The organism is Pseudomonas sp. NFACC46-3 (assembly GCF_900114515.1).
Taxonomy (GTDB): domain Bacteria; phylum Pseudomonadota; class Gammaproteobacteria; order Pseudomonadales; family Pseudomonadaceae; genus Aquipseudomonas; species Aquipseudomonas fluorescens_Q.
Genome location: NZ_FOTH01000025.1, coordinates 37,086 through 62,930, shown reverse-complemented (window position 1 = coordinate 62,930; position 25,845 = coordinate 37,086). Strand labels below are relative to the sequence as shown.

The window sequence follows — 25,845 nt, the reverse complement described above, 5'->3', positions numbered from 1 at the left end:
CTGTTCATCCGTGGAGCGTTAGTAGTTGAAAGTCTTGACCAGCAGCAGATCGCCAATGGCACGCAGGGGCACGACAAAGGTCTCGCGTTTTTCATCGACGGTGTTTTCATTGAGCACCAGGTTGATCTGCGAGGTGATCACCTCGTTGTCGTTGCTGGTCTCGTCAAAGTTGTAGCCACCGCTGCCGTAGTTGCCCCAGTAGTTCACGTAGACCAGGTAGGTGCCGTGCATCGGCGCGGTCATGGTGAACATTTCAGGGCCCGGGCCATCGACGCCATCCGGGTCGAGGCCGCCGCCATTGGTCAGCGCCGGCCGGCCGAAGAACGCATGCTGGCCGTCGGGTGTGACGATATGCAGATCGAGTTCGGCCTTGGGGTCGTCCCAGCCCAGCACCACGCGGATCTGCGCGGGAGTGCGCAGGTTGTTGGCTTCATAGAATTGCACGCGCTTGAGGGACTGGCCTTCGGAGCTGCGCACCTCGACGCTGTTGGAGCCGGCGCCGAACGCATACGGCCGGGCGAAACGCCCCTCGTCGTCGGTGTAGAGATTCAGTGGATTGCCGTTGACCGCCAGGCTATGGGGCTGGCGAGCCGTGCCCATGGCCTTGAGCCGGCCCTCGATCATCGTGCGGTTGCGCTGCACGCCCCGGTCGATGGGCGGCGTGGGATAGGCGACCTGCGGGTTTTCAGTGCGATCGAGCAAGCCGCTGTAGCGCCAACCGCCCACCGGCTCCGACATCTCGGCAGAAGGCTGCGCCCACGCCAACGGCGCGCCGAGCAACACGATCAATAAAGAAAGAAAACGCACGTATGCCTCCTGCCATGCACGACGCAACCCGGCGCTGATCCTCAGCGCTGCTTGTCATTATTCGGGCTTCGTCTGAAGGCCCCGTCGCAACGGGGCTGTAGATGGCGCGAAGGTTAGCGATTCGGCGAATTATTAACAATCGGGGAACGCGCGATTCTGTGTGGGAAATCACGTACTGAGAGGTGCGTGAGCCGAATAGCAGGCGTATTCGGCTCACGAAATGAGCCGAATAGCGCTATTATTCGGCTCACTCATCTTTGGACAGGCGCATGGCACCCCATTGGATCTGGCAACAGCCCGACTGGCCCGGCTTCCGCTGGCAAGCTGAAGCATTGGCACCGCTGCTTCGCGAATGCGTGCAGACCCAAGGCCAGTTGCTCGGCATGACGGGCGCGGTCACGGCTTCGCTCAGTGCCCAGAGCGAACTGGATACCTTGCTGCAAAACATCGTGACCTCCTCGGCTATCGAAGGAGAGCAACTGAATGTCGGCTCGGTGCGCTCGTCCCTGGCCCGCCGCCTCGGCCTGGAACAAGGCGACGACACGCCGGTCAGCCAACGCAGCGAAGGCTTGGCGAACCTCTTGCTGGACGCTACCCGGCATTTCAACCAGCCCCTGACTGTCGAACGCTTGCTGGAATGGCATGAGTGGTTGTTTCCTGATCAAACCAGCGACTTTGCCCACCGACAGATCCGAGTAGGCACGCTGCGCGGTGACGAACCGATGCAGGTAGTCCCTGGCAGGTTGGACCGCCCCACCGTTCACTTCGAGGCTCCTCCCCGCCAGGGTCTTGAACAGCAATTGCAAACGTTCATCGACTGGTTCGAGACCAGTCTTCATCAGGCCGACCTCGATCCATTGTTGCGTGCTGGCATCGCTCATTTCTGGTTCGTCACCCTGCATCCATTCGACGATGGCAATGGCCGCCTGACCCGCACCCTGACCGACCTGGCACTGGCCCAGGGCGAGGCGCAGGCAATCCGTTTCTACGCCATGTCCGTGAGCATCCTCGACGACCGCGCCGGTTATTACCGGATTCTGGAGAACAGCCAGAAGGCCACACCGGATATCACCGCCTGGCTGACCTGGTTTCTGCAGACGTTGTTGCGCAGCCTCCAGCAGGCGATGAAGCGGATCGACAGCGTGTTTTGCAAAGCGAGATTCTGGCAAGTTCATCGCAACAGCGCGCTTACGCCTGAGCAGATCAAGGTACTCAACCGAATGCTCGATGGCGGTGAAAAAGGCTTCGAGGGCGGAATCGGCGCAGCCCAATACCAAGCAGTGGCGAAGGTTTCCAAGGCGACGGCAACCCGCCATCTCGCCGAACTGCTGGAGAAAGGCTGCCTGGAGCGAATGCCCGGCGGTGGGCGCAGTACCCGGTATCGGGTCAGTTATCCGGCCCGCTGAAATTCCGTGGCGAGGGAGCTTGCTCCCGCTGGGCTGCGAAGCGGCCCCAACCTGCGGGGGCTGAACCGGATTGCGACTGCTGCGCAGCCGAGCGGGAGCAAGCTCCCTCGCCACAAAAGCAGGTCGGTGCAAGCCCGTTGTCCCGCTTCGATCCCCCTGCCCTGATTTGCCCCAAAACCCCATGTCTGCTAGTGTCGCGCCGGTTTAACAGTCAACCGGAATAGCCGCCATGGCCCGCAAAAAAGCTGCACTGGATTTCGAACAATCTCTGGCCGACCTGCAAACGCTGGTGGAACGGCTGGAGAACGGCGAATTGTCGCTGGAAGACTCGCTGACCGCCTTCGAGCAGGGTATCGGCTTGACTCGCGACTGCCAGGCGGCGCTGGCCCAGGCCGAGCAGAAGGTGCAATTGCTGCTCGAGCGCGACGGCGAGCTGACCGAAGAGCCTTTCGACGCGGAACAGCCTGAATGATCGGCGCCTATCAGGCCAGCAGCCAGGCCCGGGTCAATGCTGCATTGGATAGCTTGTTCAGCGCCCCGAGCCCGGAGCTGGCGCGCCTGTACGAAGCCATGCGCTACAGCGTGATGAACGGCGGCAAGCGTGTACGGCCGCTGTTGGCCTACGCCGCGTGCGAAGCCTTGGGCGGCCAGGCCGAGCAAGCCAACGGCGCCGCCTGTGCGGTGGAGTTGATCCACGCGTATTCGCTGGTGCACGACGATTTGCCGGCCATGGACGACGACGACCTGCGTCGCGGCCAGCCCACTACCCACAAGCAATTCGACGAAGCCTGCGCGATCCTGGCCGGCGACGGCCTGCAGAGCCTGGCGTTCAGCGCCCTGCTGGATCCGGCCCTGAGCGAATGCCCGGCGCCGGTTCGCCTGGACATGGTCAGTGCCCTGGCGCTGGCGGCAGGCCCTGCGGGAATGGTCGGCGGCCAAGCCATCGATTTGGGCTCGGTGGGCCTGAAGCTGGACCAGAGCGCCCTGGAATACATGCACCGGCACAAGACCGGCGCCTTGATCGAGGCCAGCGTCCGGCTCGGCGCCCTGGCCAGCGGCCGGGCCACGCCCGCCCAGTTGCAAGCCTTGCAGACCTACGCCCGAGCCATCGGCCTGGCGTTCCAGGTGCAGGACGACATCCTCGACGTCGAAAGCGATACCCAGACCCTGGGCAAGCGCCAGGGTGCCGACATCGCCCGCGATAAACCGACCTATCCGGCCCTGCTCGGCCTCGACGCCGCCAAGGCCTACGCCCTGGAGCTGCGCGACCAGGCCCTGGCCGCGCTGCGACCCTTTGACGCGGCGGCCGAGCCGTTGCGCGACTTGGCGCGCTATATCGTCGAACGACGCAGCTGATACAGGGTCAACCCATTCATAAGTGCGTATCGGCCAAGTTCCGGCCAACGCGTGGGCAGCTTGCGATCCATAAGGTAAACTGCCGCCTCTTTCTATACCTATAACGATTCGCCTGATGCCCACGACGTTTCAAGAGATTCCCCGCAAGCGCCCGACCACGCCCCTGCTGGACCGCGCCAACACGCCGGACGGCCTGCGTCGCCTGGGTGAAGCCGAGCTGGAAACCCTGGCCGATGAGTTGCGCCTGGAGCTGCTCTACACGGTCGGCCAGACCGGTGGGCACTTCGGCGCGGGCCTGGGCGTCATCGAGCTGACAATCGCGCTGCATTACGTGTTCGACACCCCGGACGACCGGCTGGTGTGGGACGTCGGGCACCAGGCCTACCCGCACAAGATCCTCACCGGTCGTCGCGAGCGCATGGGCACGCTGCGTCAGAAGGACGGTATCGCCGCCTTCCCGCGTCGCTCCGAGAGCGAATATGACACCTTTGGCGTCGGTCACTCCAGTACATCCATCAGCGCTGCCCTGGGCATGGCGATTGCCGCTCGCCTGCAAAACAGCGAGCGCAAGGCCATTGCCGTGATCGGCGACGGCGCACTGACCGCGGGCATGGCCTTCGAGGCGCTGAACCACGCGCCGGAAGTCGACGCCAACATGCTGGTGATCCTCAACGACAACGACATGTCGATCTCGCGCAACGTTGGCGGTTTGTCCAACTACCTGGCAAAGATCCTCTCCAGCCGCACCTACGCCAGCATGCGCGAAGGCAGCAAGAAAGTGCTGTCGCGCCTGCCCGGCGCCTGGGAAATCGCCCGCCGCACCGAAGAATACGCCAAGGGCATGCTGGTGCCCGGCACACTGTTCGAAGAATTGGGCTGGAACTACATCGGCCCCATCGACGGCCATGACCTGCCCACGCTGATCGCCACCCTGCGCAACATGCGCGACCTCAAGGGCCCGCAGTTCCTGCACGTGGTCACCAAGAAAGGCAAAGGCTTCGCCCCGGCGGAAGTCGACCCGATCGGCTACCACGCCATCACCAAGCTCGAACCCCTGGACGCTCCGGCGGCCGCACCGAAAAAGGCCGGCGGACCAAAGTACTCCGGTGTCTTCGGCCAATGGCTGTGCGACATGGCCGCCGCCGACCCGCGCCTGGTGGGCATCACCCCGGCGATGAAGGAAGGCTCGGACCTGGTGGCCTTCAGCGAACGCTACCCGCAACGCTATTTCGACGTGGCGATTGCCGAGCAGCACGCCGTGACCCTCGCCGCCGGCATGGCCTGTGAGGGCGCCAAACCGGTGGTGGCGATTTATTCGACGTTCCTGCAACGGGCCTACGACCAACTGATTCATGACGTCGCCGTACAGAACCTCGACGTGCTGTTCGCCATCGACCGCGCCGGCCTGGTGGGCGAAGACGGCCCGACCCACGCCGGCAGCTTTGACCTGTCGTTCCTGCGCTGCATCCCCGGCATGCTGGTGATGACCCCGAGCGATGAAAACGAGCTGCGCAAGATGCTCACCACCGGCCACCTGTTCAATGGCCCGGCGGCAGTGCGTTACCCGCGTGGCACCGGCCCGAACGCGACGATCTCGCCCGACCTTGAGCCAATCGAGATCGGCAAGGGCGTGATTCGCCGCCAGGGCAAGCAAACCGCCCTGCTGGTATTCGGCGTGCAACTGGCCGAGGCCTTGAAAGTCGCCGACACCTTGGACGCTACCGTGGTGGACATGCGCTTCGTCAAACCCCTGGACGAAGCCCTGGTGCGCGAGATGGCCGGCAGCCATGACCTGCTGGTGACCATCGAGGAAAACGCCATCATGGGCGGTGCCGGCGCGGCGGTCAGCGAATTCCTGGCCCGGGACAACATCCTCAAGTCGGTGCTGCACCTGGGCTTGCCGGACCTCTATGTCGAACACGCCAAGCCGGCGCAGATGCTGGCCGAATGTGGATTGGACGAGGTGGGGATCGAAACGGCGGTGCGCCAGCGGTTGCAGTTGTTGGGCCTGTAACGTTCAAACGATACAAAATCCTGTGGGAGCGGGCTTGCTCGCGAAAGCTGTGTATCAGTCAATATCGAATTCGACTGACACACCACTTTCGCGAGCAAGCCCGCTCCCACATTGGCTTGTGTGAAGCACACATGATCGGAACCCCCATGAAACTCCGCCTCGCCCTCACCCTCTCTCTGCTACCCACCCCCGACCTGCTGGCCGACACCTTCGAACGCGACCAGGCCCTGAAGCTGCCCGACATCGTGATCAGCGCCAACCGCCAGGTCGAGGCCCGCAACGACAGCAGCGCCGCCAATACCGTGTTCACCCGCGACGACATCGAGCGCTTGCAGCCGGCCAGTGTCACGGACTTGCTCAGCCGTGTGCCAGGCGTGCAGGTGGCTCCGCTGGGTGGGCGCGGCAGCCTGCCGGGGATTTACATTCGCGGGACCAAATCGGCCCAGAGCCTGGTGCTGGTGGACGGCCAGCGCATCGGTAACGCCACCTCCGGTGACAGCAACCTGCAACGCCTGAACATCAACCAGATCGAGCGCGTGGAAGTGCTGCGCGGTTCGCGTTCGGTGATCTACGGTGCCGATGCGGTGGGCGGTGTCATTCAGATTTTCACCCGTCGCGGCAACGAGCAAGGCCTGCAACCGCGCCTGCATGTGGGTGTCGGCAGCCATCAGACCTGGGAGCGCAGCCTGGGCCTGTCCGGTGGCGACGAGCAGACCCGTTTCAACCTCGGCGCCAGCCTCGACGACAGCGCCGGAAGCAATCGGACCCACGAGTCCTACGCCAGCGATCGCGACGACGATGCCAATCGCAACCAGTCCTTCAGCCTGAGCCTGAGCCATGCGGCCAGCGATGACCTGGAAGTTGGCCTGAACCTGCTGGATAACCGCGGCAAAAGCGAATACGACAACCCGTTCGGCCGCTTCGATCCGGCCACGTTCGAGTCCCTGCCCCAGCAACCCTACAGCGAGTTCGCGGTGAGCAGCTTCAGCACCTATGTGGACGGGCGAATCAACGAGGCCTGGAAGTCACGCCTGGAACTGGGCCACAGCGAGAACCGTGAAAAGACCTTCGACAAGCTCAGCGATGTCCGCGAAGTGTTCAACACCTACCGCGATTCCTTGACCTGGCAGAACGACGTGACGCTGAACGAGCGCAACAGCCTGATCGTCGGCGGCGACTGGTATCAGGACCGGGTCAACAGCAGCACGCCGTTCGACGAAGACAGCCGCTGGAACCGTGCCGCGTTCATCCAGCACCGCTTCCAGGCCGAAACGTTCTCCACCGAACTGGGCCTGCGTCGCGACCAGAATCAGCAGTTTGGCGGCCAGAACAGTTGGAGCGGCACGCTTACCCTGCCGATCAACCCGGACAACGACCTGTTGCTGACCTACAGCGAAAGCTTCCGCGCGCCGACCTTCAACGACCTGTACTACCCGGACTTCAGCAACCCTGACCTGAAACCCGAGACGGCGAAAAGCTACGAGCTGCAATGGCGCAGCCAACTGAGCGACAGCGCCCGCCTGGAGACCTCGCTTTACCGCACGGACCTGGAAGACGCGATCATCTTTGGCAGTAACTCACGCCCACAGAACGTTGCCTCGGCGCGGATCAACGGTTTTGAGATGGCCTACCTGCAGGATGTGTTCGGCTGGCAGGGCAACCTGGGCCTGGCCATCATCGACCCACGTGACCGCGACAGCGGCCACACTCTGGCACGCCGCGCCCGGCGGACCTTGAGCCTGGACCTGGACCGGCAATTCGACCGTCTGGGCCTGGGCGCCACCTGGCAAGCGGTGAGTGGCAGCTATGACGATGAAAACAACCGCAATGCCCTGGGTGGCTATGCCTTGCTCGGGCTGCGCGGCAGTTGGGCGTTGACCCGGGAGGTCAAGCTGGAGATGAAGGTGGATAACCTGCTGGACAAGGGTTACAGCCGGGCGCTGTATAGCCATGATGGAGCCCAGTATGGGTATCGGGAGGAAGGTCGGACCTGGTTGCTTGGGGTGACTTGGACCCCCGCCCTCTGATCTGGAATTTGTGGTGTTTGGGCGGGCCTCATCGCGAGCTTGCTCGCGATTGGGCCCGCCGCAATCTATCTGTCTGGCGCAATCAACTCACATAGCCGCGCCGTCGCCTCGATCATCTGCCCACTGGGCCGCTCCAGCCCCTTGTCATTGACCAGCAACAACCGCCCCTGCGCCACCGGCCAGGTTTTCCAGGCATCGAGCTGCGCCTGCTCCGTGGCCAGGATGACCTGCGGATTGCGTTGCAGCACCGCTTCCACACTCACCTGCGGGGCCGGCACGCTCAGGTCAGCGAAGACGTTGCGAGCCCCGCACACCGCCAGCGCATCACTGATGATCTGCCCGCCCCCGACGGTGTACAGCGGCCGGTCCCAGACTTGGTAGAACACCGGCAACGGCGGGTCCCGTCGATAGCGATGGCGTAACGCTTCCAGACGCACACGCAACTGCGCCGCCCGCGGCGCGCCCCGCTCCGGGCGGCCGAGCTGCATGGCAATGTCTTCAATTTGCGCGATGAGTTGGTCGAGGCTGCGGGACTCGGCGACATAAACGGGAATACCCAAGCCCTGGAGTTGCTCGCGCTGCGCCGGGCCGACACTGCCGGGCCAGAGCAGGAGCAGGTCGGGCTGGAGGCTGAGCAAGCGTTCCATGTCCAATTGGCCGTAACGCCCTACGGAAGGCAGGTCCTTAAGGATTGGCGGACGGTCACCGCCATCCAGCACGCCCACCAAGAGGTCGGCGGAGCCCAGTTCAACGACGATTTCCGACAACGACGGCGCGAGGCTGACGACCCGCGAAGCCGCCATCGTCGAGGCGCTGGCGGCCAGCAGCAAGACCGCCAGCCAGCGGTTCATCAGCCGAGTTGGCGCGGGATGCGGTACAGGTAGAACAACACGGCGGTCGACAACGCCAGCAGCATCAACGGCACCGCTTCCAGGCCCACGAACACCGCAAGGGCACCGACCCAGGCCGGTAGCCCGGCCACCAGGAAGGCTGAGCGGCGACGGGCCGCCAGGTCAATCCAGGCCTGGGGTTCTTCGGGCGTGTCGAGCGCTTTCTGGGTGGCGATCAGGGCTTGCTTGTACGGCCCGAAGAATCGCAGGCTGACAAACATCGACGCCACGCCGGCAATGAACAGCGGCATCGCCAGCACCGGCAGAATCGCTTCGCCCTGGCCGAACACCGCGTTGATCACGAACAGCGGCAGCAAGGCCAGGGCCAGGTATTTCCACCAACTGACCGATAGCCGCCGCCGAACCTGACCGCGCGTCACGCCCGGTCAACCTCGCCTTGGTGCTCGTTACCCATCATGTGGTCGAGCTTGCTGGCCTTGGTTGCCAGGTAGAGTTTGTTGTGGGGGTTGTGACCGGTGTGCAGCGGTACACGCTCGGCCACCACGATGCCCATGTCGGTCAAGGCCTTGACCTTGCGTGGGTTGTTGGTCATCAGCCGCAGGGACTTGATACCCAGGTGTTCGAGCATCGGCAAGCAAATGCTGTAGTCACGCAGGTCGGCGGCAAAGCCCAGGCGTTCGTTGGCTTCCACGGTATCGGCGCCGCCATCTTGCAGTTCATAGGCGCGGATCTTGTTCAACAAGCCGATACCACGCCCTTCCTGGCGCAGGTACAACAACACACCACGGCCTTCACGGGCAATGGCTTGCAGCGCGGCCTCGAGTTGCGAACCGCAATCGCAGCGCTGGCTGAACAGGGCGTCGCCGGTCAGGCATTCGGAATGCAGGCGGCCCAGCACCGGTGCACCGTCGGCGAAGTCACCCAGGCTCAGCACAACGTGCTCGCGGCCGGTGGCTTCATCGAGAAAACCATGCATGGTGAATTGCGCAAAGGGCGTTGGCAGCTTGGAAGCGGCAACAAAAACGACAGGCACCGGTGTGCTCCTGATTCTAGTACTGGAGATTCGCAGAGGCGGGCATTGTAACAGCACGATCCGACAGACGCTTAGGCTGAATTATCGCTAATGAACATCGATAAGATTGATCATGGCTTCGGCGGCTTGCCTTTCTCGTCGAAAGGATAGGGTTGCTTCCAGCGTTCGAAAATCGGTTTCAACTCGCCGCTCTTCACCAGCACTTCCATGCGTCGGTCGAACAGCGCCCGCAACGTACGGCCGTTTTCGTTGTTGGCGAAACCCAGGTACAGCGGCAAATTGATCAGGGGCGAAAGCTTGAATTGCTTAGGATCGTCGGCCTTGGCAAGCACATCCTGGATTTCCATCAACGCATCGATATAAAAATCGGCACGATCATGGGCCAGCATCGGCAAGATACCTACGGCGCGGTGAATCTCATTGAAACGCCGGATGTTGGGCAGGTAGTTGTTGTATTCGTACCCGCGCATCCACACCAGTCGATAGTTGCCAATCGTCGCCAGCGTCGGTGAAGGCTTGGAGGCCAGCCCCAAGGCATAGATATGATCGACGTCGTAGTGCCAATGCGGGTAGAGCACGCCTTCGGATTCATCCCGATAGGCGCCAACCTGCACGTCGACCTCGCCGCGCTGCACCAACCCGATCGAGCGGGTGTAGGGCACGCTGCGGATCTCCAGCTTGACGCCTTCAGGCTCGAAGACCGCGCGCAAGATATCCCAGCCCATGCCCTGGCCATCGGCCTGGGTGTAATCGGCCCACTCTTCGCTGGCCGCACGGATCTTGTCAGGCAGCGGCGTCGACTCGACCGCCCTTGCACCCAAACAGGCTCCTAAACACAGCAACAGCAGTAGTGCGCGGCTTACGCCCATGCCTGACTCCCTCAGGTGAAACACCACACCAATCCCTGCATTGCCAGCCAGGCGAAAACCCCGGCCAACACATCATCGAGCATGATACCGACACCGCCGTGTACATGCCTGTCGATCCAGCGGATCGGCCACGGCTTGAGGATATCGAAGAAACGGAACACCAGGAAACCCGCCAGCAACCAATACCAGCCTTCCGGTACCAGCCACAAGGTGATCCACATGCCGACCATTTCGTCCCAGACGATGCCTTCATGATCGTGCACCCGAAGGTCATCCGCCACTTTGCCACACAGCCAGAAGCCAAACAGCATGGTGATGCCCAGCATCAACCAGTAGCCCCAGTCCGGCAACATCTGCCACAACGGTATGAAGGGTAGCGCAACCAGCGAGCCCCAGGTGCCCGGGGCTTTGGGCAAAGTACCCGAACCGAAGCCAAATGCCAGGAAATGCCAGGGATTGCGCCAGACCGAAGGCGGAACGAACTCTGCCGGGACCTGGTTGGGATGATCTGTCACGGTGTCTCCCGAAAATGTTGATAGCCCCGCACTGGCGGGGTGATGTCGTGCCCGAGGCTGTCGACCAGCGTGACGCCTTGCCCGGCCAGTACACGGCCGATCACGTGGATCGGCCAGCCGGCGGCCTGCAACGCCGACAATCGGCTTGGTGGCACGGCGAACAACAGCACGTAATCGTCACCGCCGCTCAGGGCGACCTGCTCGGCATCCGCCCGGCCAAGAAACGCTACCAGAGCGTTGGACAGCGGCAGTCGGTCCCGTTCAACCTGCAAGGCCACCCCGCACGCTTGGGCGATATGCCCGCAATCGGCCAGCAGGCCATCGGAAATATCCATCGCCGCGCTGGCCTTGCCCCGCAACGCCAGGCCCAGGTCGATCTGCGGACGTGGCGACCAGTAATGGGCCAGCAACGGCTCGGCAATCGCAGGTTCGGCGCTGCGCTGGCCGAGCACCAGCGGCAATGCGCCGGCGGCATTGCCCAATTCGCCGCCCACACACAGCAGGTCGCCGGGCCGCGCGCCGCTACGGGTCAGGGCCTGGCCGGACGGCACGTGGCCAAACACCGTCATGGTCAGGCTCAGGGGCCCACGTGTGGTGTCCCCCCCCACCAGCGCCACGCCACAGGCCTGGGCCATGTGGTTCAAACCGCGGGCATAGGCTTGCAGCCAATCGGCGGTCACCGTCGGCAAGGTCAGGGCAAGGGTAAAGGCGAAAGGGTTGGCGCCCATGGCGGCCAGGTCACTGACCGCCACGGCCAGCGAGCGCTGGCCGAGCAGGAACGGCTCGCAAGGGTCTGGAAAATGCACACCGGCCACGAGCGTGTCGGTGGACACCGCCAGCTGTTCCCCGGAAGGAACGGCCAGCAGGGCGCAGTCGTCGCCGATCCCCAGCGCAACGCCCTCGCCGCCCTGCGCACAAGGCGCGGCGGCGAAGTAGTGACGGATCAGCTCAAATTCGCCCATAGCCGCTGCAAACGCCAATCAGCGCTTGAACGCCTTCACTTCGGCTTCACGCAAGCGCGGGGCAAGTTTGTCGAGCACACCGTTGACGAACTTGTGGCCATCGGTGGAGCCGAAGACTTTCGCCAGCTCGATCCCTTCGTTGATCACCACGCGGTACGGTACGTCGACGCGCTTGAGCAGCTCCCAGGTGGACAGGCGCAGCACCGCCAGTTCAACCGGATCCAGCTCTTCAATGGTCAGGTCCAGGCAAGGCGTGAGCGCGGTGTCGATTTCAGTCTTGAACTGTGGGACCCCGTGCAGGATCTCGCGGAAGTAAGCGCCATCAACATCACTGAAATCGTTGTCGACCCGAAACTGCGCTTCGATCTCGTTCAGCGATTGCTTGGCCATGTGCCATTGATACAGCGCCTGGGTCGCGAGCTGACGGGCTTCGCGGCGCTTGGCACTTTTCGACGGCTTGCCGGCATCCGCAGGCTTTGGATCGCGCGGGTTGAAACGATCGCTTTCGTCGCTAATCACTTGGCCTCCAACTGCGCCAGCAGGCTGACCATTTCCAGGGCGGACAGGGCAGCTTCGGCACCTTTATTACCGGCCTTGGTGCCGGAACGTTCGATGGCTTGCTCGATGGAGTCAACGGTCAGTACGCCGAAAGCGACTGGCACGCCGAACTCCATGGAGACCTGGGCCAGGCCCTTGGTGCATTCGCCGGCCACATATTCGAAGTGCGGAGTACCGCCACGAATGACCGCGCCCAGGGCGATGATCGCCGCATATTCGCCCTTTTGAGCGACTTTCTGCGCAACCAGCGGAATTTCGAAGGCGCCAGGGGCACGGATGATGGTGATGTCGCTTTCGCTCACGCCATGGCGAACCAGGGCATCGACCGCACCGCCAACCAGGCTCTCGACCACGAAACTGTTGAAACGGCCCACTACCAGAGCGTAGCGGCCTTTGGGGGCGATGAAGGTACCTTCGATGGTCTTCAGGGTCATTCGTCAGATCTCTTAAAGAGCCGGAGCGCGTTCTATACGCGCTCCTCAGTGATATTAGTCTCGAATCTACAGCACCCGCAGATCCCGTCATGCTGTCCATTTCAAGCTTTTGTGGCGAGGGAGCTTGCTCCCGCTGGGCTGCGAAGCGGCCCCGATTGTGGGTGCTGCGCAGCGGCCCAGTTGTGGGTGCTGCGCACCCAAGCGGGAGCAAGCTCCCTCGCCACAATGAATCTAACAAGCCTTAAGTGAACAATAATGCCGGAATCCGCAGGCCATTATTCGGAGGGCACGTATTCTACAACTTCCAGATCGAAACCGGATATCGCATTAAATTTCATCGGTGCGCTCATCAGGCGCATTTTACGCACGCCCAGGTCCCGAAGGATCTGCGAACCGGCACCGACGATGCTGTAGGTGGTCGGTTTTTTCACGGCGGCTTGATCCGCGGTTTCGCGGATGTGCGCCAGCAGCACGTCGCCATCGAGCGGGTGACCGAGCAGCAGCACCACGCCGCTGCCGGCCTCGGCCACCGCAGCCATGGCGGCCCGCAGGCTCCAGCGGCCGGGTTGCTTGACCATCAACAGGTCGCGCAATGGGTCCATGTTGTGCACCCGCACCAGGGTCGGCTCTTCGGCGCACACGGTGCCCAGGGTCAGCGCCATGTGCACATCGCCTTCCACCGAGTCGCGGTAGGTCACCAGGTTGAACTGGCCCAGTTCGCTGTCCAGGGGCTGCTCGGCAATCCGCTGAACGGTACGTTCGTGGATCATCCGGTAGTGGATCAGGTCGGCGATGGTGCCGATCTTGATGTTGTGTTCGGCGGCGAAGGTTTCCAGCTCCGCACGACGGGACATGGTGCCGTCGTCGTTCATCACTTCGCAGATCACGCCGCTGGGCTCGAAGCCGGCCATGCGCGCCAGGTCGCAGGCCGCTTCGGTGTGGCCGGCGCGGGCCAGGGTGCCGCCAGCCTGGGCCATCAGCGGGAAGATGTGGCCGGGGCTGACGATGTCTTCGGCCTTGGCGTCTTTCGCGGCAGCCGCCTGGACGGTGCGCGCGCGGTCAGCCGCGGAAATACCGGTGGTCACGCCCTCGGCAGCCTCGATGGACACGGTGAACTTGGTGCCGAAGCCCGAGCCGTTGCGCGGTGCCATCAGCGGCAGCTTCAGCAGCTCGCAGCGCTCGCGGGTCATCGGCATGCAGATCAGCCCACGAGCATGCTTGGCCATGAAGTTGATGTGCTCGGCCTTGCAGCATTCGGCGGCCATGATCAGGTCGCCTTCGTTCTCGCGGTCTTCGTCATCCATGAGGATGACCATCTTGCCTTGGCGGATGTCTTCAACCAGTTCTTCGATGCTATTGAGCGCCACGCGGCACCCCCTTGGGTCAGGATTTGAGGTAGCCGTTGGCGGCCAGGAAGCTTTCGGTGATGTTGCTGCCGGATGCAGGCTCCGCGGCCTTGTCACCGAGCAGCAGGCGCTCCAGGTAACGGGCCAGCAAGTCGACTTCCAGGTTGACCCGGCGACCTGGCCGGTACGAGGCCATGATGGTTTCGCTCAGGGTGTGGGGAATGATCGTCAGCAGGAATTCGGCACCATCCACCGCGTTGACCGTCAGGCTGGTGCCGTCGACGGTGATCGAGCCTTTGTGGGCAATGTACTTGGCCAATTCCTTGGGCGCGCGGATGCGAAACTCCACGGCCCGGGCGTTATCCGTGCGCGAGACCACTTCGCCGACGCCGTCCACATGGCCGCTGACCAGGTGCCCGCCCAAGCGAGTGGTGGGGGTCAGGGCTTTTTCCAGGTTGACCGGGCTGCCGCTCTTGAGGTCGTTCATGGCCGTGCAGTCGAGGGTTTCACGGCTCACGTCCGCCAGGAAGCCGTTGCCTGGCAGTTCAACGGCGGTCAGGCACACGCCGTTCACCGCGATGCTGTCGCCCAGCTTGACGTCGCCCAGGTCGAGCTTGCCGGTTTCGACGTAGACCCGCACATCGCCGCCCTTGGGGGTGAGTGCACGGATGCTGCCGATGGATTCGATGATGCCGGTAAACATGGAGTCCTCCTCGAGAACAGGCCGCCGCTTGCGCGAAAGCCGGGAATTATACGCTGGCCGGTGGAACGGGAACGGCGATGACTCGCCAGTCATCGCCCACGGCGCGGATTTCGGTGATTTTCAGCTGGGGAGCGTCCTTCATCTGCGCCAGCGGCCAGTCCAACAGCGGCCGCGCCGAAGAACCGAGGAACTTGCCGGCGATGAAAATCTGGAACTCGTCCACCAGCCCTTGCCGGGCAAAAGCGCCCGCCAGGCGCGGACCAGCCTCCACCAGCACTTCATTGACATCCCGGGCAGCCAGCGCCACCAGAAGCCGACGCAGATCGACCTGGCCGTCATCGCCTGCCACGATCATGCATTCGGGACCGTTGGCGTATTGTTCTTCCACCGCCATGCAGGTAGCGACCAGCGCCGGACCGGCCTTGAAAAACGCGGCATCCAGCGGCACCCGCAGACGACCGTCCACCAACACCCGCAGCGGCGGGCGGCTCATGACCAACGCCGTCTGCTCCGCATCGAGCCCGAGTTCATCGGCGCGCACGGTCAGCCGGGCGTTGTCCGCCAGCACCGTATCGGCGCCGGTCAGCACCACACTGGCCTGGGCGCGCAGGCGTTGCACCGCCGAACGTGCGGCCGGGCCGGTGATCCACTGGCTTTCGCCGCTTTCCATGGCGGTGCGGCCATCGAGGCTCATGGCGAGCTTGACCCGCACGAACGGCAGCCCCTGCTCCATGCGTTTGAGAAAACCTTCATTGAGCTTGCGTGCTTCACCCTCCAGCACGCCGCTTTCGGTGGCGATGCCGGCCTGGGCCAGCCTTTGCAGGCCACGCCCGGCGACTTCCGGGTTGGGGTCCTGCATCGCCGCCACCACCCGCGCCACGCCGGCGTTGACCAGCGCATCGGCACACGGCGGCGTACGCCCGTGATGGCTGCACGGCTCAAGGGTCACGTAAGCCGTGGCGCCGCGGGCCTGTTCGCCAGCGGCGCGCAGGGCATGGACTTCGGCATGGGGCTCGCCGGCACGGATATGCCAGCCTTCGCCGACAATCTGCCCGTCACGCACGATCACGCAACCGACCCGGGGATTGGGATGGGTGGTGTAGTGACCGCGTCGCGCCAACTCCAGGGCACGGGCCATGTAGTGGGCGTCGAGGACGGCCTGCTGCGCCGAGACGGTCATTCTTTCACCGGTTCGCGAGCCAGGCGGTCGATTTCTTCGCGGAACTCGTTCAGGTCCTGGAAGCGCCGGTACACCGAGGCGAAACGGATGTAGGCGACTTCATCGAGCTTCTGCAACTCGGCCATCACCAACTCACCGACTACCAGGGATTTGACCTCGCGCTCGCCGGTCGCCCGCAGCTTGTGCTTGATGTGCACCAGCGCCGCTTCCAGGCGCTCGACGCTCACCGGGCGTTTTTCCAGGGCGCGCTGCATGCCGGCGCGCAGTTTTTCTTCATCGAACGGCTGGCGGCTGCCGTCGGTTTTGATCAGGCGCGGCAACACCAGTTCAGCGGTCTCGAACGTCGTGAAACGTTCGCCGCAAGCCAGGCATTCGCGGCGGCGGCGGACTTGTTCGCCCTCGGCGACCAGTCGCGAGTCGATGACCTTGGTGTCGTTGGCACCGCAGAAGGGACAGTGCATGGTGGCAGGCAACAAAAAAAGGGAGGGCCATGGTAGCGCATCCCACTGGCAAGACAAGCCATAGGGTTTACGGTATACAGACGGGCTTACCGTCAGATCCATGGAATTCACCTTGCTGGAGCCACACATGCCGCTACGATCGCTCGTTTTGCTCAGTCTTTTCAGCCTGCTGATGGCGTGCAGCAGCGACGCCCCCAAGCCCGCGGCGCCCGCACCGGCCCCGGCGCCGAAACAGGCCCAGGAAAAAGCCCGCCAGGCCGCCGAACTGGGGCCACTGCCGGCGTATCAGCGCGAATTGAGCGGCACCTTGCAAGGCGTACCGGCCGGGGCCGAGGTTGAACTGGCGCTGCTGGTGATCGATGACAAGGACCGTCCGCAGCAATTGCTCGCCAGTTCCAGCCTGATCGGTACCAACCAGGCCCTGCCCTTCCGCCTGCGCTTCAACCCCGACGCCTTCCCGGTCGGCGCCCGGGTGGAACTGCGTGGCCGCGCCAGCCAGTCGGGCCAGTTGATCCTGCACCTGCCGGAGCAACGCATCAGCCAACCAACCACCCAGGCCCTGGGCGCCCTGCAATTCGTCAAGGCGCCATGAGTGCACCGCAGGACCTGCAACGGGCGTTGAGTGAATTGCTGGGTGACGCGCGCCTGGTGGCCTGCCCGCTACCCGGCGCCGACTTGAAGTTGTGGCTGATCGACGGCGACAACATGGACCGTGCCTTCAGCCCGGAAGAAACCCGGCGCATTCTCCACGAGCCGCCCTATTGGAGTTTCTGCTGGGCCAGCGGCCTGGCGATGGCGCGCTACCTGGCCGAACAGCCGCAGTGGGTCAAGGGCAAGCGCATATTGGATTTTGGCGCCGGTTCCGGCGTGGCGGGCATCGCGGCGGTCAAGGCTGGAGCGCTGGAGGTGGTGGCCTGCGACCTGGACCCTCTGGCGATTGCCGCGTGCCGGGGCAATGCCGCGCTCAATGACGTGGAGCTGGGGTATTCAACGGATTTCTTCGCCGAGGCCGATCGCTTCGACCTGATCCTGGTCGCCGATGTGCTCTACGACCGGGCCAACCTGCCGCTGCTCGATCAATTCCTCAGCCGTGGTCGCGAGGCGTTGGTGGCCGATTCCCGGGTGCGGGACTTCCAGCATCCGCTGTACCGACGCATCGACATGCTCCAGGCCATGACCTTGCCGGACCTGGCCGAGCCTGAAGAGTTTCGGCATGTGAGCCTGTATCACGCGCGGCGCGCCTGAGAAGCTTCGCGAGCAAGCCCGCTCCCACACGGGATCTAGAGTGAACGCGAATGTTGTACCCACTGAAGATCAACTGTGGGAGCGGGCTTGCCCGCGAAGGCGTCCTGTCAGACACCACAGGGCGAAAGACCACCCCGCTTTCAGCCACCCCCCACCAAGCCGTATAGTTGCCCCATTCAAGCGCTCTACGAGATTGCCCATGACTCAGGAAACGCCCTACATCTTCGACGCCACCACCGCCGATTTCGACCAGTCGGTGATCGCGAACTCTTTCCACAAACCGGTGCTGGTGGATTTCTGGGCCGAGTGGTGTGCGCCGTGCAAGGCCCTGATGCCGATGCTGCAAACCATTGCCGAGAGCTATCAGGGCGAACTGCTGCTGGCCAAGGTCAACTGCGACATCGAGCAAGACATCGTCGCCCGCTTCGGCATCCGCAGCCTGCCCACCGTGGTGCTGTTCAAGGATGGCCAGCCGGTCGATGGCTTTGCCGGGGCCCAGCCGGAATCGGCGGTGCGGGCGATGCTCGAACCCCACGTGCAGATGCCACCGCCAGCCGCCGCCGCCCCGTTCGAACAAGCCCAGGCGCTGTTCGACGACGGTCGTTTCGCCGACGCTGAAGCCCTGCTCACGGTGTTGCTGGGTGAAGACAACACCAACGCCAAGGCGCTGATCCTGTACGCCCGTTGCCTGACTGAACGCGGCGAGCTGGACGAAGCGCAGACCGTGCTCGATGCGGTAAAAAGCGACGAGCACAAAGCCGCGCTCGCGGGCGCCAAGGCGCAAATCCAGTTCCTCGGCCTGGCCAAGCACCTGCCGGACGCCGCCGACCTCAAGGCCCGACTGGCAAAAGACCCGCAGGACGATGAAGCGGTGTACCAACTGGCGATCCAGCAACTGGCGCGCCAGCAGTACGAAGCGGCCCTTGATGCACTGCTCAAGCTGTTCATGCGTAACCGCAGCTACAGCGAAGGCTTGCCCCACAAGACCTTGCTGCAAGTGTTCGAACTGCTGGGCAACGATCATCCGCTGGTGACGAACTATCGTCGCAAGCTGTTCGCGGCGTTGTATTAGGGGGGCAGCGGCAAGCTGCAAGATTGCTTCAGCTTGAAGCTTGCGGCTTGTAGCTTGCCGCTTCTTCTCCCACCCAACTGTAGAGCGGCGTATCGGCGCCGCTCAGTACCTTGACCTCGGCACAGTGGCGCAAGCGCACCAACAGGCGCTTGCCCGCCGAGGCGCTGCCGGTCAGGCCTTCGAGTTGCTCCAGCAGGTCCGGGCCGCTCAATTGCCCGGCCTTGCGCAGCAGTTCCTTGGCGATCTGCCACTGGGCATCGTCCTGACTCACCGGATTGGCCACCGGTTTGGTCGCCGGGGCCGCGACACCCTCGCACTTGGCCACTTGCAATTGCGCGCCGAGCTGCGCCCAGTCGCTCTCATCCATTTCGATCGACAAGTCCACCGGCCAATCGCCGACGGTTCCGCGTATCCGCAACATCACCGTGCTCCTGAATATTTCATGTTCGCATGCTCCCATGGCCCTTGCGCGACGCCAAGCAGACGGTCAAACTCTCCGCACTTTCGTTATAAGATTACATAACCTTATCGGAGACTCGTCATGCGTCGTCTGCTTCTCGCTTTGCCGTTCGCCCTGCTGCCATTGGCCGTCGCTCATGGGGCGGTCGAGCATGATCATGACCACGAGCACGGCAGCCTGGGTGCCCATGAACACGGTGTGGGCCGGTTGAACGCCGCCCTGGACGGCCAGACCCTGGAGCTGGAACTGGAAAGCCCGGCGATGAACCTGGTGGGCTTCGAACATGCCGCCACCAGCGATGCCGACAAGGCCAAGGTCGCCGCCGTACGCGCGCAGTTGGACAAACCATTGGCGTTGTTCAACCTGCCAGCCGCCGCCAAATGCACCGTGGCCCAACAGGAACTGGAAAGCCCATTGTTCGGCGATGAACCGGACCACGAAGACCATGATGAAGACGGCGACGAGCACCACGGCGAGCACAGTGAGATTCATGCCCACTACCAATTCACCTGCGCCGCCCCGGGTGCACTGAAGAACCTGGACCTGGCGACCCTGTTCAAAACCTTCCCGGCCACCCAGAAAATTCAGGTACAACTGATCAGCCCGAGCGGCCAGCAAGGCGTGGAAGTGACGGCCAAGGCGGCCAGCCTGAAATTCTAAGTACACCGAAAGCCCATGTGGGAGCGAGCTTGCTCGCGATGAGGCCGGCACATCCAACACAGATGCTGCCTGACAAACCGCTATCGCGAGCAAGCTCGCTCCCACAGGAGTTGATCTTTAATTTGACCGGTTTCATATGACCCAAGCACTCATCGAACTCTCCGACCTGGGCTTCAGTTGGCCCGGGCATCCGCCGTTGCTGGATATCCCGGCGTTCCGCCTGGAGGCTGGTGAGACGCTGTTTCTCAAGGGCCCGAGCGGCAGCGGCAAGACCACCTTGCTGGGGCTGCTGGGCGGGGTGCAGACACCGGACCGCGGCAGCATCCGCCTGCTTGGCCAGGAACTCAGCGAACTGGGCGCCGGCAGTCGCGACCGCTTTCGCGTCGACCACACCGGCTATATCTTCCAGCAGTTCAACCTGCTGCCGTTTCTCTCGGTGCGCGAAAACGTCGAGCTGCCCTGTCACTTTTCCAAGCTGCGTGCGCAACGGGCGGTCCAGCGCCACGGCAGCGTCGATCAAGCCGCCGCCACGCTGCTGGCCCACCTGGGCTTGACCGATCCGAACCTGTTGGGGCGGCGCGCCGACTCGCTGTCCATCGGCCAACAGCAACGGGTCGCCGCCGCCCGGGCCCTGATCGGCCAGCCGGAGCTGGTGATCGCCGACGAGCCGACTTCGGCCCTGGACTACGACGCCCGGGAAAACTTCCTGCGACTGCTGTTCGCCGAATGCCGCGAGGCCGGCTCGAGCCTGTTGTTCGTCAGCCACGACCAGAGCCTGGCGCCGCTGTTCGACCGCAACCTGTCGCTGGCCGATCTCAATCGCGCCGCCACGCCACTCGAGGTTTGAGATGTATTTGTTCCGTCTAGCCATGGCCAGCCTGGCGAACCGCCGCTTCACCGCGATCCTCACCGCGTTTGCCATCGCCCTTTCTGTTTGTTTGTTGCTGGCAGTGGAGCGGGTACGTACCGAGGCGCGAGCCAGTTTCGCCAGCACCATCAGTGGCACCGACCTGATCGTCGGCGCCCGCTCCGGCTCCGTGAACCTGCTGTTGTATTCGGTGTTTCGCATCGGCAACGCCACCAACAACATCCGCTGGGACAGCTTCGAACACTTCGCCAGTAACCCGAAAGTGAAGTGGGCGATCCCCATGTCCCTGGGCGATTCCCACCGTGGTTATCGGGTGATGGGCACCACCGAGGCCTACTTCGAGCATTACCAGTACGGCCGCCAGCAGCACTTGGAACTGGCCGACGGCCGGGCTTTCGCAACCGATCCGTTCGAAGTGGTGCTCGGTGCCGAAGTGGCCGAGGCGCTGCACTACAAGCTCGGCGACAAACTGGTGTTGGCCCACGGCGTGGCGGCGATCAGCCTGGTCAAGCACGACGACAAGCCCTTCACCGTGGTCGGGATTCTCAAGCGCACCGGCACCCCGGTGGACCGCACGCTGCACATCAGCCTCGGCGGCATGGAGGCGATCCACATCGACTGGAAGAACGGCGTGCCGGCCCAGGGCAATGGCCGCATCAGCGCCGACCAGGCCCGCAACATGGACCTCACGCCCCAAGCGATCACCGCGTTCATGCTCGGCCTCAACAACAAGATCTCCACCTTTGCCTTGCAGCGCGAGATCAACGAGTTCCGCGGCGAACCCTTGCTGGCGATCCTGCCCGGCGTGGCGCTGCAGGAGTTGTGGAGCTTGATGGGCACGGCGGAAAAAGCCTTGTTCGTGATTTCGCTGTTCGTGGTGCTGACGGGCTTGATCGGCATGCTTACGGCGATCCTCACCAGCCTCAACGAGCGGCGCCGGGAAATGGCGATCCTGCGCTCGGTGGGTGCGCGGCCGTGGCACATCGCAACGCTGCTGGTGCTCGAAGCCTTCGCCCTGGCGCTGGCCGGGGTCATCGCCGGGCTGGCCTTGCTGTACATCGGCATCGCTGCCGCCCAGGGTTACGTGCAATCGGCCTACGGCTTGTACTTGCCGCTGGGCTGGCCGAGTGAATATGAATGGACGCTGCTGGCTGGCATCCTGGTCGCCGCCCTGCTGATGGGCAGCGTGCCGGCCTGGCGCGCCTATCGCCAATCGTTGGCCGACGGCCTGTCGATCCGTCTATGAGGACCTTGAAAATGCCCCGCGCCCTGCTTGCGCTGTTGATGATGGTCGCCCTGCCGCTGTGGGCGGCCGAGCCGAGGGACCTGGCCTGGTCGGAAATGATCCCGCCGGACGCCCCGCCAGAAGTGCCGAACATGACCCCGCTGCACGACTTGTCGAAGATGAGCGACGCCCTGGCCGCCGAGTCCGCCCCTGCGGCCAAGCAGGACTTGCCCAACGCCCCGGTGGTCAAGGCCCTCGATGGCCAGCAGATTCGTTTGCCGGGCTATATCGTGCCGCTGGAAGTCAGCGAGGAAGGTCGCACCACCGACTTTTTGCTGGTGCCGTATTTCGGCGCCTGTATCCACGTACCGCCACCGCCGTCCAACCAGATCGTGCATGTGAAAAGTGAAGTCGGGGTCAAGCTCGACGAGTTGTATCAACCGTACTGGGTCGAAGGGCCGATGCAGGTCAAGCCGTCCACCAGTGAACTGGCCGATGCCGGGTATCAGATGGAGGCCGAGAAGATTTATGTGTATGAGCTGCCGGAGTGAATCCGGTCGTGATGTGCGGTCAGTCAGATAGCTATCGCGAGCAAGCTTGCTCCCACAGTTGATCGTGTTTCTTCAGAAAGCATGCGGTCGAATGATGTGGGAGCGAGCTTGCTCGCGATGGTTCCCTCGAATTTTCTCATCAGCGCTTTTATTGAGCTGAGTCAATTAAACACCCCCTGACTCATTGAGCTGGGTCAAAAGACCGGACCAGACGGCTTCGTACCATGAGACATCAAATTTCGATGCCCTCTGGAGCCCTCATGAACAAGTCCTTGCTCTGCGCTTCCCTCGCCGCCCTCGCGCTCGCCGCCCCACTCGCCCAGGCCCACACAGCCGGCGATATTATCGTTCGCGCCGGTGCCATCACCGTCAATCCGGAAGCCGACAGCTCCAGCGTCAAGGTCGACCGTGGCCCGCTGGCCGGCGCCGACCTGGGCGGCAAGGCGACCATGAGCAGCGACACGCAGTTGGGCTTGAACTTCGCCTACATGATCACCAACAACCTGGGGATCGAACTGCTGGCGGCCTCGCCGTTCGAGCACGACGTGAAAATCAAAGGCACCGCCCTGGGCGCGGCCAACAACAAGCTTGGCAGCCTCAAGCACCTGCCGCCGACCCTGAGCCTGGTCTACTACCCGCTCGACGCCAAGTCGGCGTTCCAGCCTTATGTCGGCGCCGGCATCAACTACACCTGGATCTACGACGAACACGTCGGCAGCACAGCCAGCGCCAACGGTTTCAGCAACTTTCGCGCAAGCAACAGCTGGGGCATGGCGTGGCAAGTGGGCGCTGACTACATGCTGACTGACAACATCATGATCAACGGCCAGATTCGCTACATCGACATCGACACCACCGCCTATGTGGACAACAACGCCGTGGCCGGCGGTACCCGGGCCAAGGTGAATGTCGACGTGGACCCATGGATCTACATGGTGGGGTTGGGTTACAAGTTCTAAATGGCAACGCAATGAACAGCTGACAACACATCCTGTGGCGAGGGAGCTTGCTCCCGCTCGAGCGCGAAGCGGTCGCAAATACTTTGGGTCTGCTTCGCAGCCCAGCGGGAGCAAGCTCCCTCGCCACAGTGTTCACTCCAGCAAGTTCATGAAAAAGGCGCCTCGAAAGGCGCCTTTTTCGTTCAGCGGCCCAACAGCCGCGCCAGCCCCACACTCAGCGGCGTTTGCTGGGGAAAGCTGAAGCGCTGCCCCAGCCGGCGATTGTCGGCCCGGGAATGGCGGATGTCGCCGGAGCGCGCCGGGCCGTAGCTGATCGGCGGCAGATCACCCACCACGGCGGCCAGGGCCTGGAGCATCTGCTTGAGGGTCGTGGCCTGGTTCCAGCCGACGTTCACTGCCCCCACTTCCACCTCTGGCTTCTCGATGGCCTGCACCAGCAAGTCCACCAAGTCTTCGACGTAGACAAAATCCCGGGTCTGCTCGCCATCACCGAACACGGTAATCGGCAGGCCTTTCTGTGCCCGTTCGCTGAAGATGCTGATGACCCCGGAATACGGCGAGGACGGATCCTGGCGCGGGCCGTAGATGTTGAAGAAGCGGAACACCACCGGCTCCAGATCGTGCTGGCGGCGATAGAAGTCGAAGTAGAACTCGCTGGCCAGTTTGTCCGAGGCATACGGCGTGAGCGGCGCCTTGGGGGTCTCTTCGTCGATGGACTCGCCTTCGCCGTTGTTGCCGTAGACCGCTGCGCTGGAGGCGAACAGCACTCGCTTCACACCGGACTGACGCATGGCCTCGCAGACATTCAGGGTGCCGATGAAGTTGCTCTGGTGCGTGCGCACCGGATCGTCCACCGAAGCTTGCACCGAAGCCACCGCCGCCAGGTGCGCGACGGCGCTGCAACCGGCCATGACCCGCGCCACCAGCGCGGCATCGGCGACGTCGCCTTCGATCAGTTCGACAGCGGGGTTGTCCAGTGGCAGGTTGCTGCGCTTGCCGGTGGACAGGTCATCGAGAATGCGTACCGAATGTCCCTTGGCAAGCAAAGCGTCGGTCAGGTGCGAGCCAATGAAACCCGCGCCGCCGGTGATTAAAACAGGGCCTTCAGCCATGGCGATAAAACCTATCCAGTAAGCCCGGGAGTGCCGCGCGCCAGGCGCGGGGCTTGATCCCGAAAGTGTGCAGAATTTTCTTGCAGGCCAGCACCGCGTGCTGCGGTTCTTCCGCGGCGTCCGGCCGTGCGGCGTGGGCCTGGGGGGTGGGCGACTCGATGGCCAGCGGATGCAGGGCACGGGCTTCGGTGAGGATCGCCTGGCCCAGCGCCAGCGGTGTAGTCGCCTCGTGCCCGGCGTAATGATAAGTGCCCCACAGCGGCGCCGCGCAATCGAGTTGCTTGAGCACCGAGATGATCACCCGTGCCGCATCGTCCACCGGCGTCGGATTACCGCGGCGGTCGTCGGCCAGCAGCAACTCCTCGGGCTGTTCGGCCCGGGCCAGGAAACGTCCGAGGATGCCATCGGCACTGTCGTCCAGCAGCCAGCCGAACCGCAGCAGCACGTGTTGCGGGCAAGTGGCGCGCACGCTTTGCTCGATCCGCCACAGCGCCTGGCCGCGCACGCCCAGGGGCACGGGCTCGTCTTTCTCGCTGTAGGCCGTGGCGCGGGAGCCATCGAACACGCGATAGCTCGACGGTTGCAGCAAGACGATGTTGTGATGCTGGCACAGCTCGGCCAGGCGCTCGACGGCGCGCTCCTGGCTGGCCAGGCGCTGCTCGCTGACGGCCTCGGCCTGGAACCAGTCGAAGTAGTACGCCAGGTTGATCAAGGCGTCCGGACGGGTGTCGTCGAGCAGTTGCGTCAGGCTCGCGGCATCCCAACCGTCTTCGGGCGGGCGGGGGGCAAGAAAACCGATGTCTTCTTCTGCACCGAGGCGAATCAGCGCCTGCCCAAGGGCATTTCCGCCGCCCAGTAACATAAGGCGCATTCGCATAAAGTCAGCAGGCCCAGTCTATTGGCACAAGAATTTGGTCGACCACGCCCGCAGGCGTTGTCGGAATCGTTGCATTTTGCGGGTTTAGTGCGCAACCGTCATCCGTAAAGTGTGGATCGCATCTTACAAGGCTGGTAGCTGACTTGTGGCGAGGGGATTCATCCCCGCTGGGCTGCGCAGCAGCCCCTTTAATTGCCACCTGGGTGGGTCAGATCTATCCCATTTGCTTGTTTGGGGCTGCTTCGCAGCCCAGCGGGGATGAATCCCCTCGCCACAGGCACAGTATCAGTACTT

29 protein-coding genes are annotated in these 25,845 nt (G+C 63.4%); 13 read left to right on the top strand and 16 right to left on the bottom strand.

The window, feature by feature from the left end:
* Positions 1–18: 18 nt before the first annotated feature.
* Positions 19–807 carry a YfaP family protein gene (locus tag BM300_RS22195; protein WP_063324177.1) on the bottom strand — a complete coding sequence of 263 codons (789 nt, stop codon included), beginning with the start codon at positions 805–807 and terminating at the stop codon, positions 19–21.
* A gap of 269 nt (positions 808–1,076) precedes the next feature.
* Here BM300_RS22195 and BM300_RS22190 point away from each other — a divergent pair, with 269 nt between their 5' ends.
* From BM300_RS22190 to BM300_RS22165, 5 genes are all read left to right on the top strand, one after another.
* Complete coding sequence (locus BM300_RS22190; RefSeq protein ID WP_092464034.1) at positions 1,077–2,213, top strand: Fic family protein; 1,137 nt, start codon at positions 1,077–1,079, stop codon at positions 2,211–2,213.
* A 229-nt stretch (positions 2,214–2,442) separates the two neighbouring features.
* Positions 2,443–2,685, top strand: coding sequence for an exodeoxyribonuclease VII small subunit (locus BM300_RS22180; protein ID WP_003185917.1), 243 nt, complete (start codon positions 2,443–2,445; stop codon positions 2,683–2,685).
* Entirely contained in the window at positions 2,682–3,569 is an 888-nt protein-coding gene (gene ispA / locus BM300_RS22175) for a (2E,6E)-farnesyl diphosphate synthase (RefSeq protein ID WP_092464030.1), read from the top strand. The genes BM300_RS22180 and ispA overlap by 4 nt, the downstream gene beginning before the upstream one ends.
* A gap of 115 nt (positions 3,570–3,684) precedes the next feature.
* A complete protein-coding gene (dxs, locus tag BM300_RS22170; protein ID WP_092349307.1) occupies positions 3,685–5,583 on the top strand; it encodes a 1-deoxy-D-xylulose-5-phosphate synthase in 1,899 nt (632 codons plus the stop codon).
* Between the two features lie 146 nt (positions 5,584–5,729).
* The gene (locus BM300_RS22165; protein ID WP_092464028.1) at positions 5,730–7,610 is read left to right on the top strand and encodes a TonB-dependent receptor domain-containing protein; all 1,881 of its coding nucleotides are present in this window, start codon (positions 5,730–5,732) and stop codon (positions 7,608–7,610) included.
* A gap of 65 nt (positions 7,611–7,675) precedes the next feature.
* On the opposite strand, the gene BM300_RS22160 is transcribed toward BM300_RS22165, so the two are convergent.
* The 12 genes from BM300_RS22160 to nrdR form a co-directional block, all read right to left on the bottom strand.
* Positions 7,676–8,461: a cobalamin-binding protein gene (locus BM300_RS22160; RefSeq protein ID WP_092349301.1), complete on the bottom strand. Its 786-nt coding sequence runs from the start codon at positions 8,459–8,461 to the stop codon at positions 7,676–7,678.
* On the bottom strand, positions 8,461–8,880 hold the full coding sequence (locus BM300_RS22155) for a hypothetical protein (RefSeq protein WP_063324171.1): 420 nt from the start codon (positions 8,878–8,880) through the stop codon (positions 8,461–8,463). Before BM300_RS22155 ends, BM300_RS22160 begins: the two co-directional genes overlap by 1 nt.
* Positions 8,877–9,494: a GTP cyclohydrolase II gene (gene ribA, locus BM300_RS22150; RefSeq protein ID WP_030140454.1), complete on the bottom strand. Its 618-nt coding sequence runs from the start codon at positions 9,492–9,494 to the stop codon at positions 8,877–8,879. The genes BM300_RS22155 and ribA overlap by 4 nt, the downstream gene beginning before the upstream one ends.
* Before the next feature lie 110 nt (positions 9,495–9,604).
* Positions 9,605–10,363, bottom strand: a complete 759-nt coding sequence (locus BM300_RS22145) for a substrate-binding periplasmic protein (protein WP_092225527.1) — start codon at positions 10,361–10,363, stop codon at positions 9,605–9,607.
* A gap of 11 nt (positions 10,364–10,374) precedes the next feature.
* Entirely contained in the window at positions 10,375–10,878 is a 504-nt protein-coding gene (locus BM300_RS22140; RefSeq protein WP_003206020.1) for a phosphatidylglycerophosphatase A family protein, read from the bottom strand.
* Positions 10,875–11,840, bottom strand: a complete 966-nt coding sequence (thiL, locus tag BM300_RS22135) for a thiamine-phosphate kinase (RefSeq protein ID WP_092149736.1) — start codon at positions 11,838–11,840, stop codon at positions 10,875–10,877. The genes BM300_RS22140 and thiL overlap by 4 nt, the downstream gene beginning before the upstream one ends.
* 18 nt (positions 11,841–11,858) lie before the next feature.
* Entirely contained in the window at positions 11,859–12,359 is a 501-nt protein-coding gene (gene nusB, locus BM300_RS22130) for a transcription antitermination factor NusB (RefSeq protein WP_057713127.1), read from the bottom strand.
* A complete protein-coding gene (gene ribE / locus BM300_RS22125; protein ID WP_003206025.1) occupies positions 12,356–12,832 on the bottom strand; it encodes a 6,7-dimethyl-8-ribityllumazine synthase in 477 nt (158 codons plus the stop codon). The genes nusB and ribE overlap by 4 nt, the downstream gene beginning before the upstream one ends.
* Positions 12,833–13,107: 275 nt before the next feature.
* Positions 13,108–14,199 (bottom strand): bifunctional 3,4-dihydroxy-2-butanone-4-phosphate synthase/GTP cyclohydrolase II, encoded by a 1,092-nt coding sequence (gene ribBA / locus BM300_RS22120; RefSeq protein WP_063324168.1) that lies wholly within the window; start codon positions 14,197–14,199, stop codon positions 13,108–13,110.
* Between the two features lie 16 nt (positions 14,200–14,215).
* The gene (locus BM300_RS22115; protein ID WP_092464025.1) at positions 14,216–14,881 is read right to left on the bottom strand and encodes a riboflavin synthase; all 666 of its coding nucleotides are present in this window, start codon (positions 14,879–14,881) and stop codon (positions 14,216–14,218) included.
* 46 nt (positions 14,882–14,927) lie between these two features.
* On the bottom strand, positions 14,928–16,061 hold the full coding sequence (gene ribD / locus BM300_RS22110; RefSeq protein ID WP_092225531.1) for a bifunctional diaminohydroxyphosphoribosylaminopyrimidine deaminase/5-amino-6-(5-phosphoribosylamino)uracil reductase RibD: 1,134 nt from the start codon (positions 16,059–16,061) through the stop codon (positions 14,928–14,930).
* Positions 16,058–16,522, bottom strand: coding sequence for a transcriptional regulator NrdR (gene nrdR, locus BM300_RS22105; protein ID WP_013694316.1), 465 nt, complete (start codon positions 16,520–16,522; stop codon positions 16,058–16,060). The genes ribD and nrdR overlap by 4 nt, the downstream gene beginning before the upstream one ends.
* Before the next feature lie 127 nt (positions 16,523–16,649).
* Here nrdR and BM300_RS22100 point away from each other — a divergent pair, with 127 nt between their 5' ends.
* The 3 genes from BM300_RS22100 (at position 16,650) to trxA (ending at position 18,839) form a co-directional block, all read left to right on the top strand.
* On the top strand, positions 16,650–17,114 hold the full coding sequence (locus BM300_RS22100) for a YbaY family lipoprotein (RefSeq protein WP_092225533.1): 465 nt from the start codon (positions 16,650–16,652) through the stop codon (positions 17,112–17,114).
* Positions 17,111–17,767, top strand: a complete 657-nt coding sequence (locus BM300_RS22095) for a class I SAM-dependent methyltransferase (protein ID WP_092464022.1) — start codon at positions 17,111–17,113, stop codon at positions 17,765–17,767. The genes BM300_RS22100 and BM300_RS22095 overlap by 4 nt, the downstream gene beginning before the upstream one ends.
* 199 nt (positions 17,768–17,966) lie before the next feature.
* Positions 17,967–18,839: a thioredoxin gene (gene trxA, locus BM300_RS22090; protein ID WP_092464019.1), complete on the top strand. Its 873-nt coding sequence runs from the start codon at positions 17,967–17,969 to the stop codon at positions 18,837–18,839.
* A gap of 28 nt (positions 18,840–18,867) precedes the next feature.
* Here the strand turns inward: trxA and BM300_RS22085 are convergent, their stop codons facing one another.
* On the bottom strand, positions 18,868–19,260 hold the full coding sequence (locus tag BM300_RS22085) for a hypothetical protein (RefSeq protein WP_092225535.1): 393 nt from the start codon (positions 19,258–19,260) through the stop codon (positions 18,868–18,870).
* A gap of 120 nt (positions 19,261–19,380) precedes the next feature.
* Here BM300_RS22085 and BM300_RS22080 point away from each other — a divergent pair, with 120 nt between their 5' ends.
* From BM300_RS22080 to BM300_RS22055, 5 genes are all read left to right on the top strand, one after another.
* Positions 19,381–19,959 (top strand): DUF2796 domain-containing protein, encoded by a 579-nt coding sequence (locus tag BM300_RS22080; RefSeq protein ID WP_063324162.1) that lies wholly within the window; start codon positions 19,381–19,383, stop codon positions 19,957–19,959.
* 136 nt (positions 19,960–20,095) lie between these two features.
* Complete coding sequence (locus tag BM300_RS22070) at positions 20,096–20,806, top strand: ABC transporter ATP-binding protein (protein WP_092464016.1); 711 nt, start codon at positions 20,096–20,098, stop codon at positions 20,804–20,806.
* A gap of 1 nt (position 20,807) precedes the next feature.
* Entirely contained in the window at positions 20,808–22,073 is a 1,266-nt protein-coding gene (locus BM300_RS22065; protein WP_072346368.1) for an ABC transporter permease, read from the top strand.
* A gap of 11 nt (positions 22,074–22,084) precedes the next feature.
* Positions 22,085–22,603, top strand: coding sequence for a DUF3299 domain-containing protein (locus tag BM300_RS22060; protein WP_013694320.1), 519 nt, complete (start codon positions 22,085–22,087; stop codon positions 22,601–22,603).
* Positions 22,604–22,863: 260 nt separating this feature from the next.
* A complete protein-coding gene (locus BM300_RS22055; protein ID WP_092464013.1) occupies positions 22,864–23,562 on the top strand; it encodes an OmpW/AlkL family protein in 699 nt (232 codons plus the stop codon).
* Between the two features lie 182 nt (positions 23,563–23,744).
* Here the strand turns inward: BM300_RS22055 and BM300_RS22050 are convergent, their stop codons facing one another.
* Positions 23,745–24,674 carry an NAD-dependent epimerase/dehydratase family protein gene (locus BM300_RS22050; RefSeq protein ID WP_063324158.1) on the bottom strand — a complete coding sequence of 310 codons (930 nt, stop codon included), beginning with the start codon at positions 24,672–24,674 and terminating at the stop codon, positions 23,745–23,747.
* Positions 24,667–25,551, bottom strand: a complete 885-nt coding sequence (locus BM300_RS22045; protein WP_053188636.1) for a sugar nucleotide-binding protein — start codon at positions 25,549–25,551, stop codon at positions 24,667–24,669. The genes BM300_RS22050 and BM300_RS22045 overlap by 8 nt, the downstream gene beginning before the upstream one ends.
* Positions 25,552–25,845: the final 294 nt, after the last annotated feature.

Excerpts from the sequence above, each read along its gene's own strand:
- dxs (WP_092349307.1), top strand. The coding sequence starts at position 3,685 with ATGCCCACGACGTTTCAAGAGATTCCCCGCAAGCGCCCGACCACGCCC.
- BM300_RS22060 (WP_013694320.1), top strand. The coding sequence starts at position 22,085 with ATGCCCCGCGCCCTGCTTGCGCTGTTGATGATGGTCGCCCTGCCGCTG.
- ispA (WP_092464030.1), top strand. The coding sequence starts at position 2,682 with ATGATCGGCGCCTATCAGGCCAGCAGCCAGGCCCGGGTCAATGCTGCA.
- BM300_RS22190 (WP_092464034.1), top strand. The coding sequence starts at position 1,077 with ATGGCACCCCATTGGATCTGGCAACAGCCCGACTGGCCCGGCTTCCGC.
- ribE (WP_003206025.1), bottom strand. The coding sequence starts at position 12,832 with ATGACCCTGAAGACCATCGAAGGTACCTTCATCGCCCCCAAAGGCCGC.
- ribD (WP_092225531.1), bottom strand. The coding sequence starts at position 16,061 with ATGACCGTCTCGGCGCAGCAGGCCGTCCTCGACGCCCACTACATGGCC.
- nrdR (WP_013694316.1), bottom strand. The coding sequence starts at position 16,522 with ATGCACTGTCCCTTCTGCGGTGCCAACGACACCAAGGTCATCGACTCG.
- BM300_RS22065 (WP_072346368.1), top strand. The coding sequence starts at position 20,808 with ATGTATTTGTTCCGTCTAGCCATGGCCAGCCTGGCGAACCGCCGCTTC.
- trxA (WP_092464019.1), top strand. The coding sequence starts at position 17,967 with ATGACTCAGGAAACGCCCTACATCTTCGACGCCACCACCGCCGATTTC.
- BM300_RS22050 (WP_063324158.1), bottom strand. The coding sequence starts at position 24,674 with ATGGCTGAAGGCCCTGTTTTAATCACCGGCGGCGCGGGTTTCATTGGC.
- BM300_RS22055 (WP_092464013.1), top strand. The coding sequence starts at position 22,864 with ATGAACAAGTCCTTGCTCTGCGCTTCCCTCGCCGCCCTCGCGCTCGCC.
- thiL (WP_092149736.1), bottom strand. The coding sequence starts at position 11,840 with ATGGGCGAATTTGAGCTGATCCGTCACTACTTCGCCGCCGCGCCTTGT.
- BM300_RS22085 (WP_092225535.1), bottom strand. The coding sequence starts at position 19,260 with ATGTTGCGGATACGCGGAACCGTCGGCGATTGGCCGGTGGACTTGTCG.
- BM300_RS22145 (WP_092225527.1), bottom strand. The coding sequence starts at position 10,363 with ATGGGCGTAAGCCGCGCACTACTGCTGTTGCTGTGTTTAGGAGCCTGT.
- BM300_RS22095 (WP_092464022.1), top strand. The coding sequence starts at position 17,111 with ATGAGTGCACCGCAGGACCTGCAACGGGCGTTGAGTGAATTGCTGGGT.
- BM300_RS22100 (WP_092225533.1), top strand. The coding sequence starts at position 16,650 with ATGCCGCTACGATCGCTCGTTTTGCTCAGTCTTTTCAGCCTGCTGATG.
- BM300_RS22160 (WP_092349301.1), bottom strand. The coding sequence starts at position 8,461 with ATGAACCGCTGGCTGGCGGTCTTGCTGCTGGCCGCCAGCGCCTCGACG.
- BM300_RS22070 (WP_092464016.1), top strand. The coding sequence starts at position 20,096 with ATGACCCAAGCACTCATCGAACTCTCCGACCTGGGCTTCAGTTGGCCC.
- BM300_RS22115 (WP_092464025.1), bottom strand. The coding sequence starts at position 14,881 with ATGTTTACCGGCATCATCGAATCCATCGGCAGCATCCGTGCACTCACC.
- BM300_RS22165 (WP_092464028.1), top strand. The coding sequence starts at position 5,730 with ATGAAACTCCGCCTCGCCCTCACCCTCTCTCTGCTACCCACCCCCGAC.
- BM300_RS22180 (WP_003185917.1), top strand. The coding sequence starts at position 2,443 with ATGGCCCGCAAAAAAGCTGCACTGGATTTCGAACAATCTCTGGCCGAC.
- BM300_RS22045 (WP_053188636.1), bottom strand. The coding sequence starts at position 25,551 with ATGCGAATGCGCCTTATGTTACTGGGCGGCGGAAATGCCCTTGGGCAG.
- BM300_RS22080 (WP_063324162.1), top strand. The coding sequence starts at position 19,381 with ATGCGTCGTCTGCTTCTCGCTTTGCCGTTCGCCCTGCTGCCATTGGCC.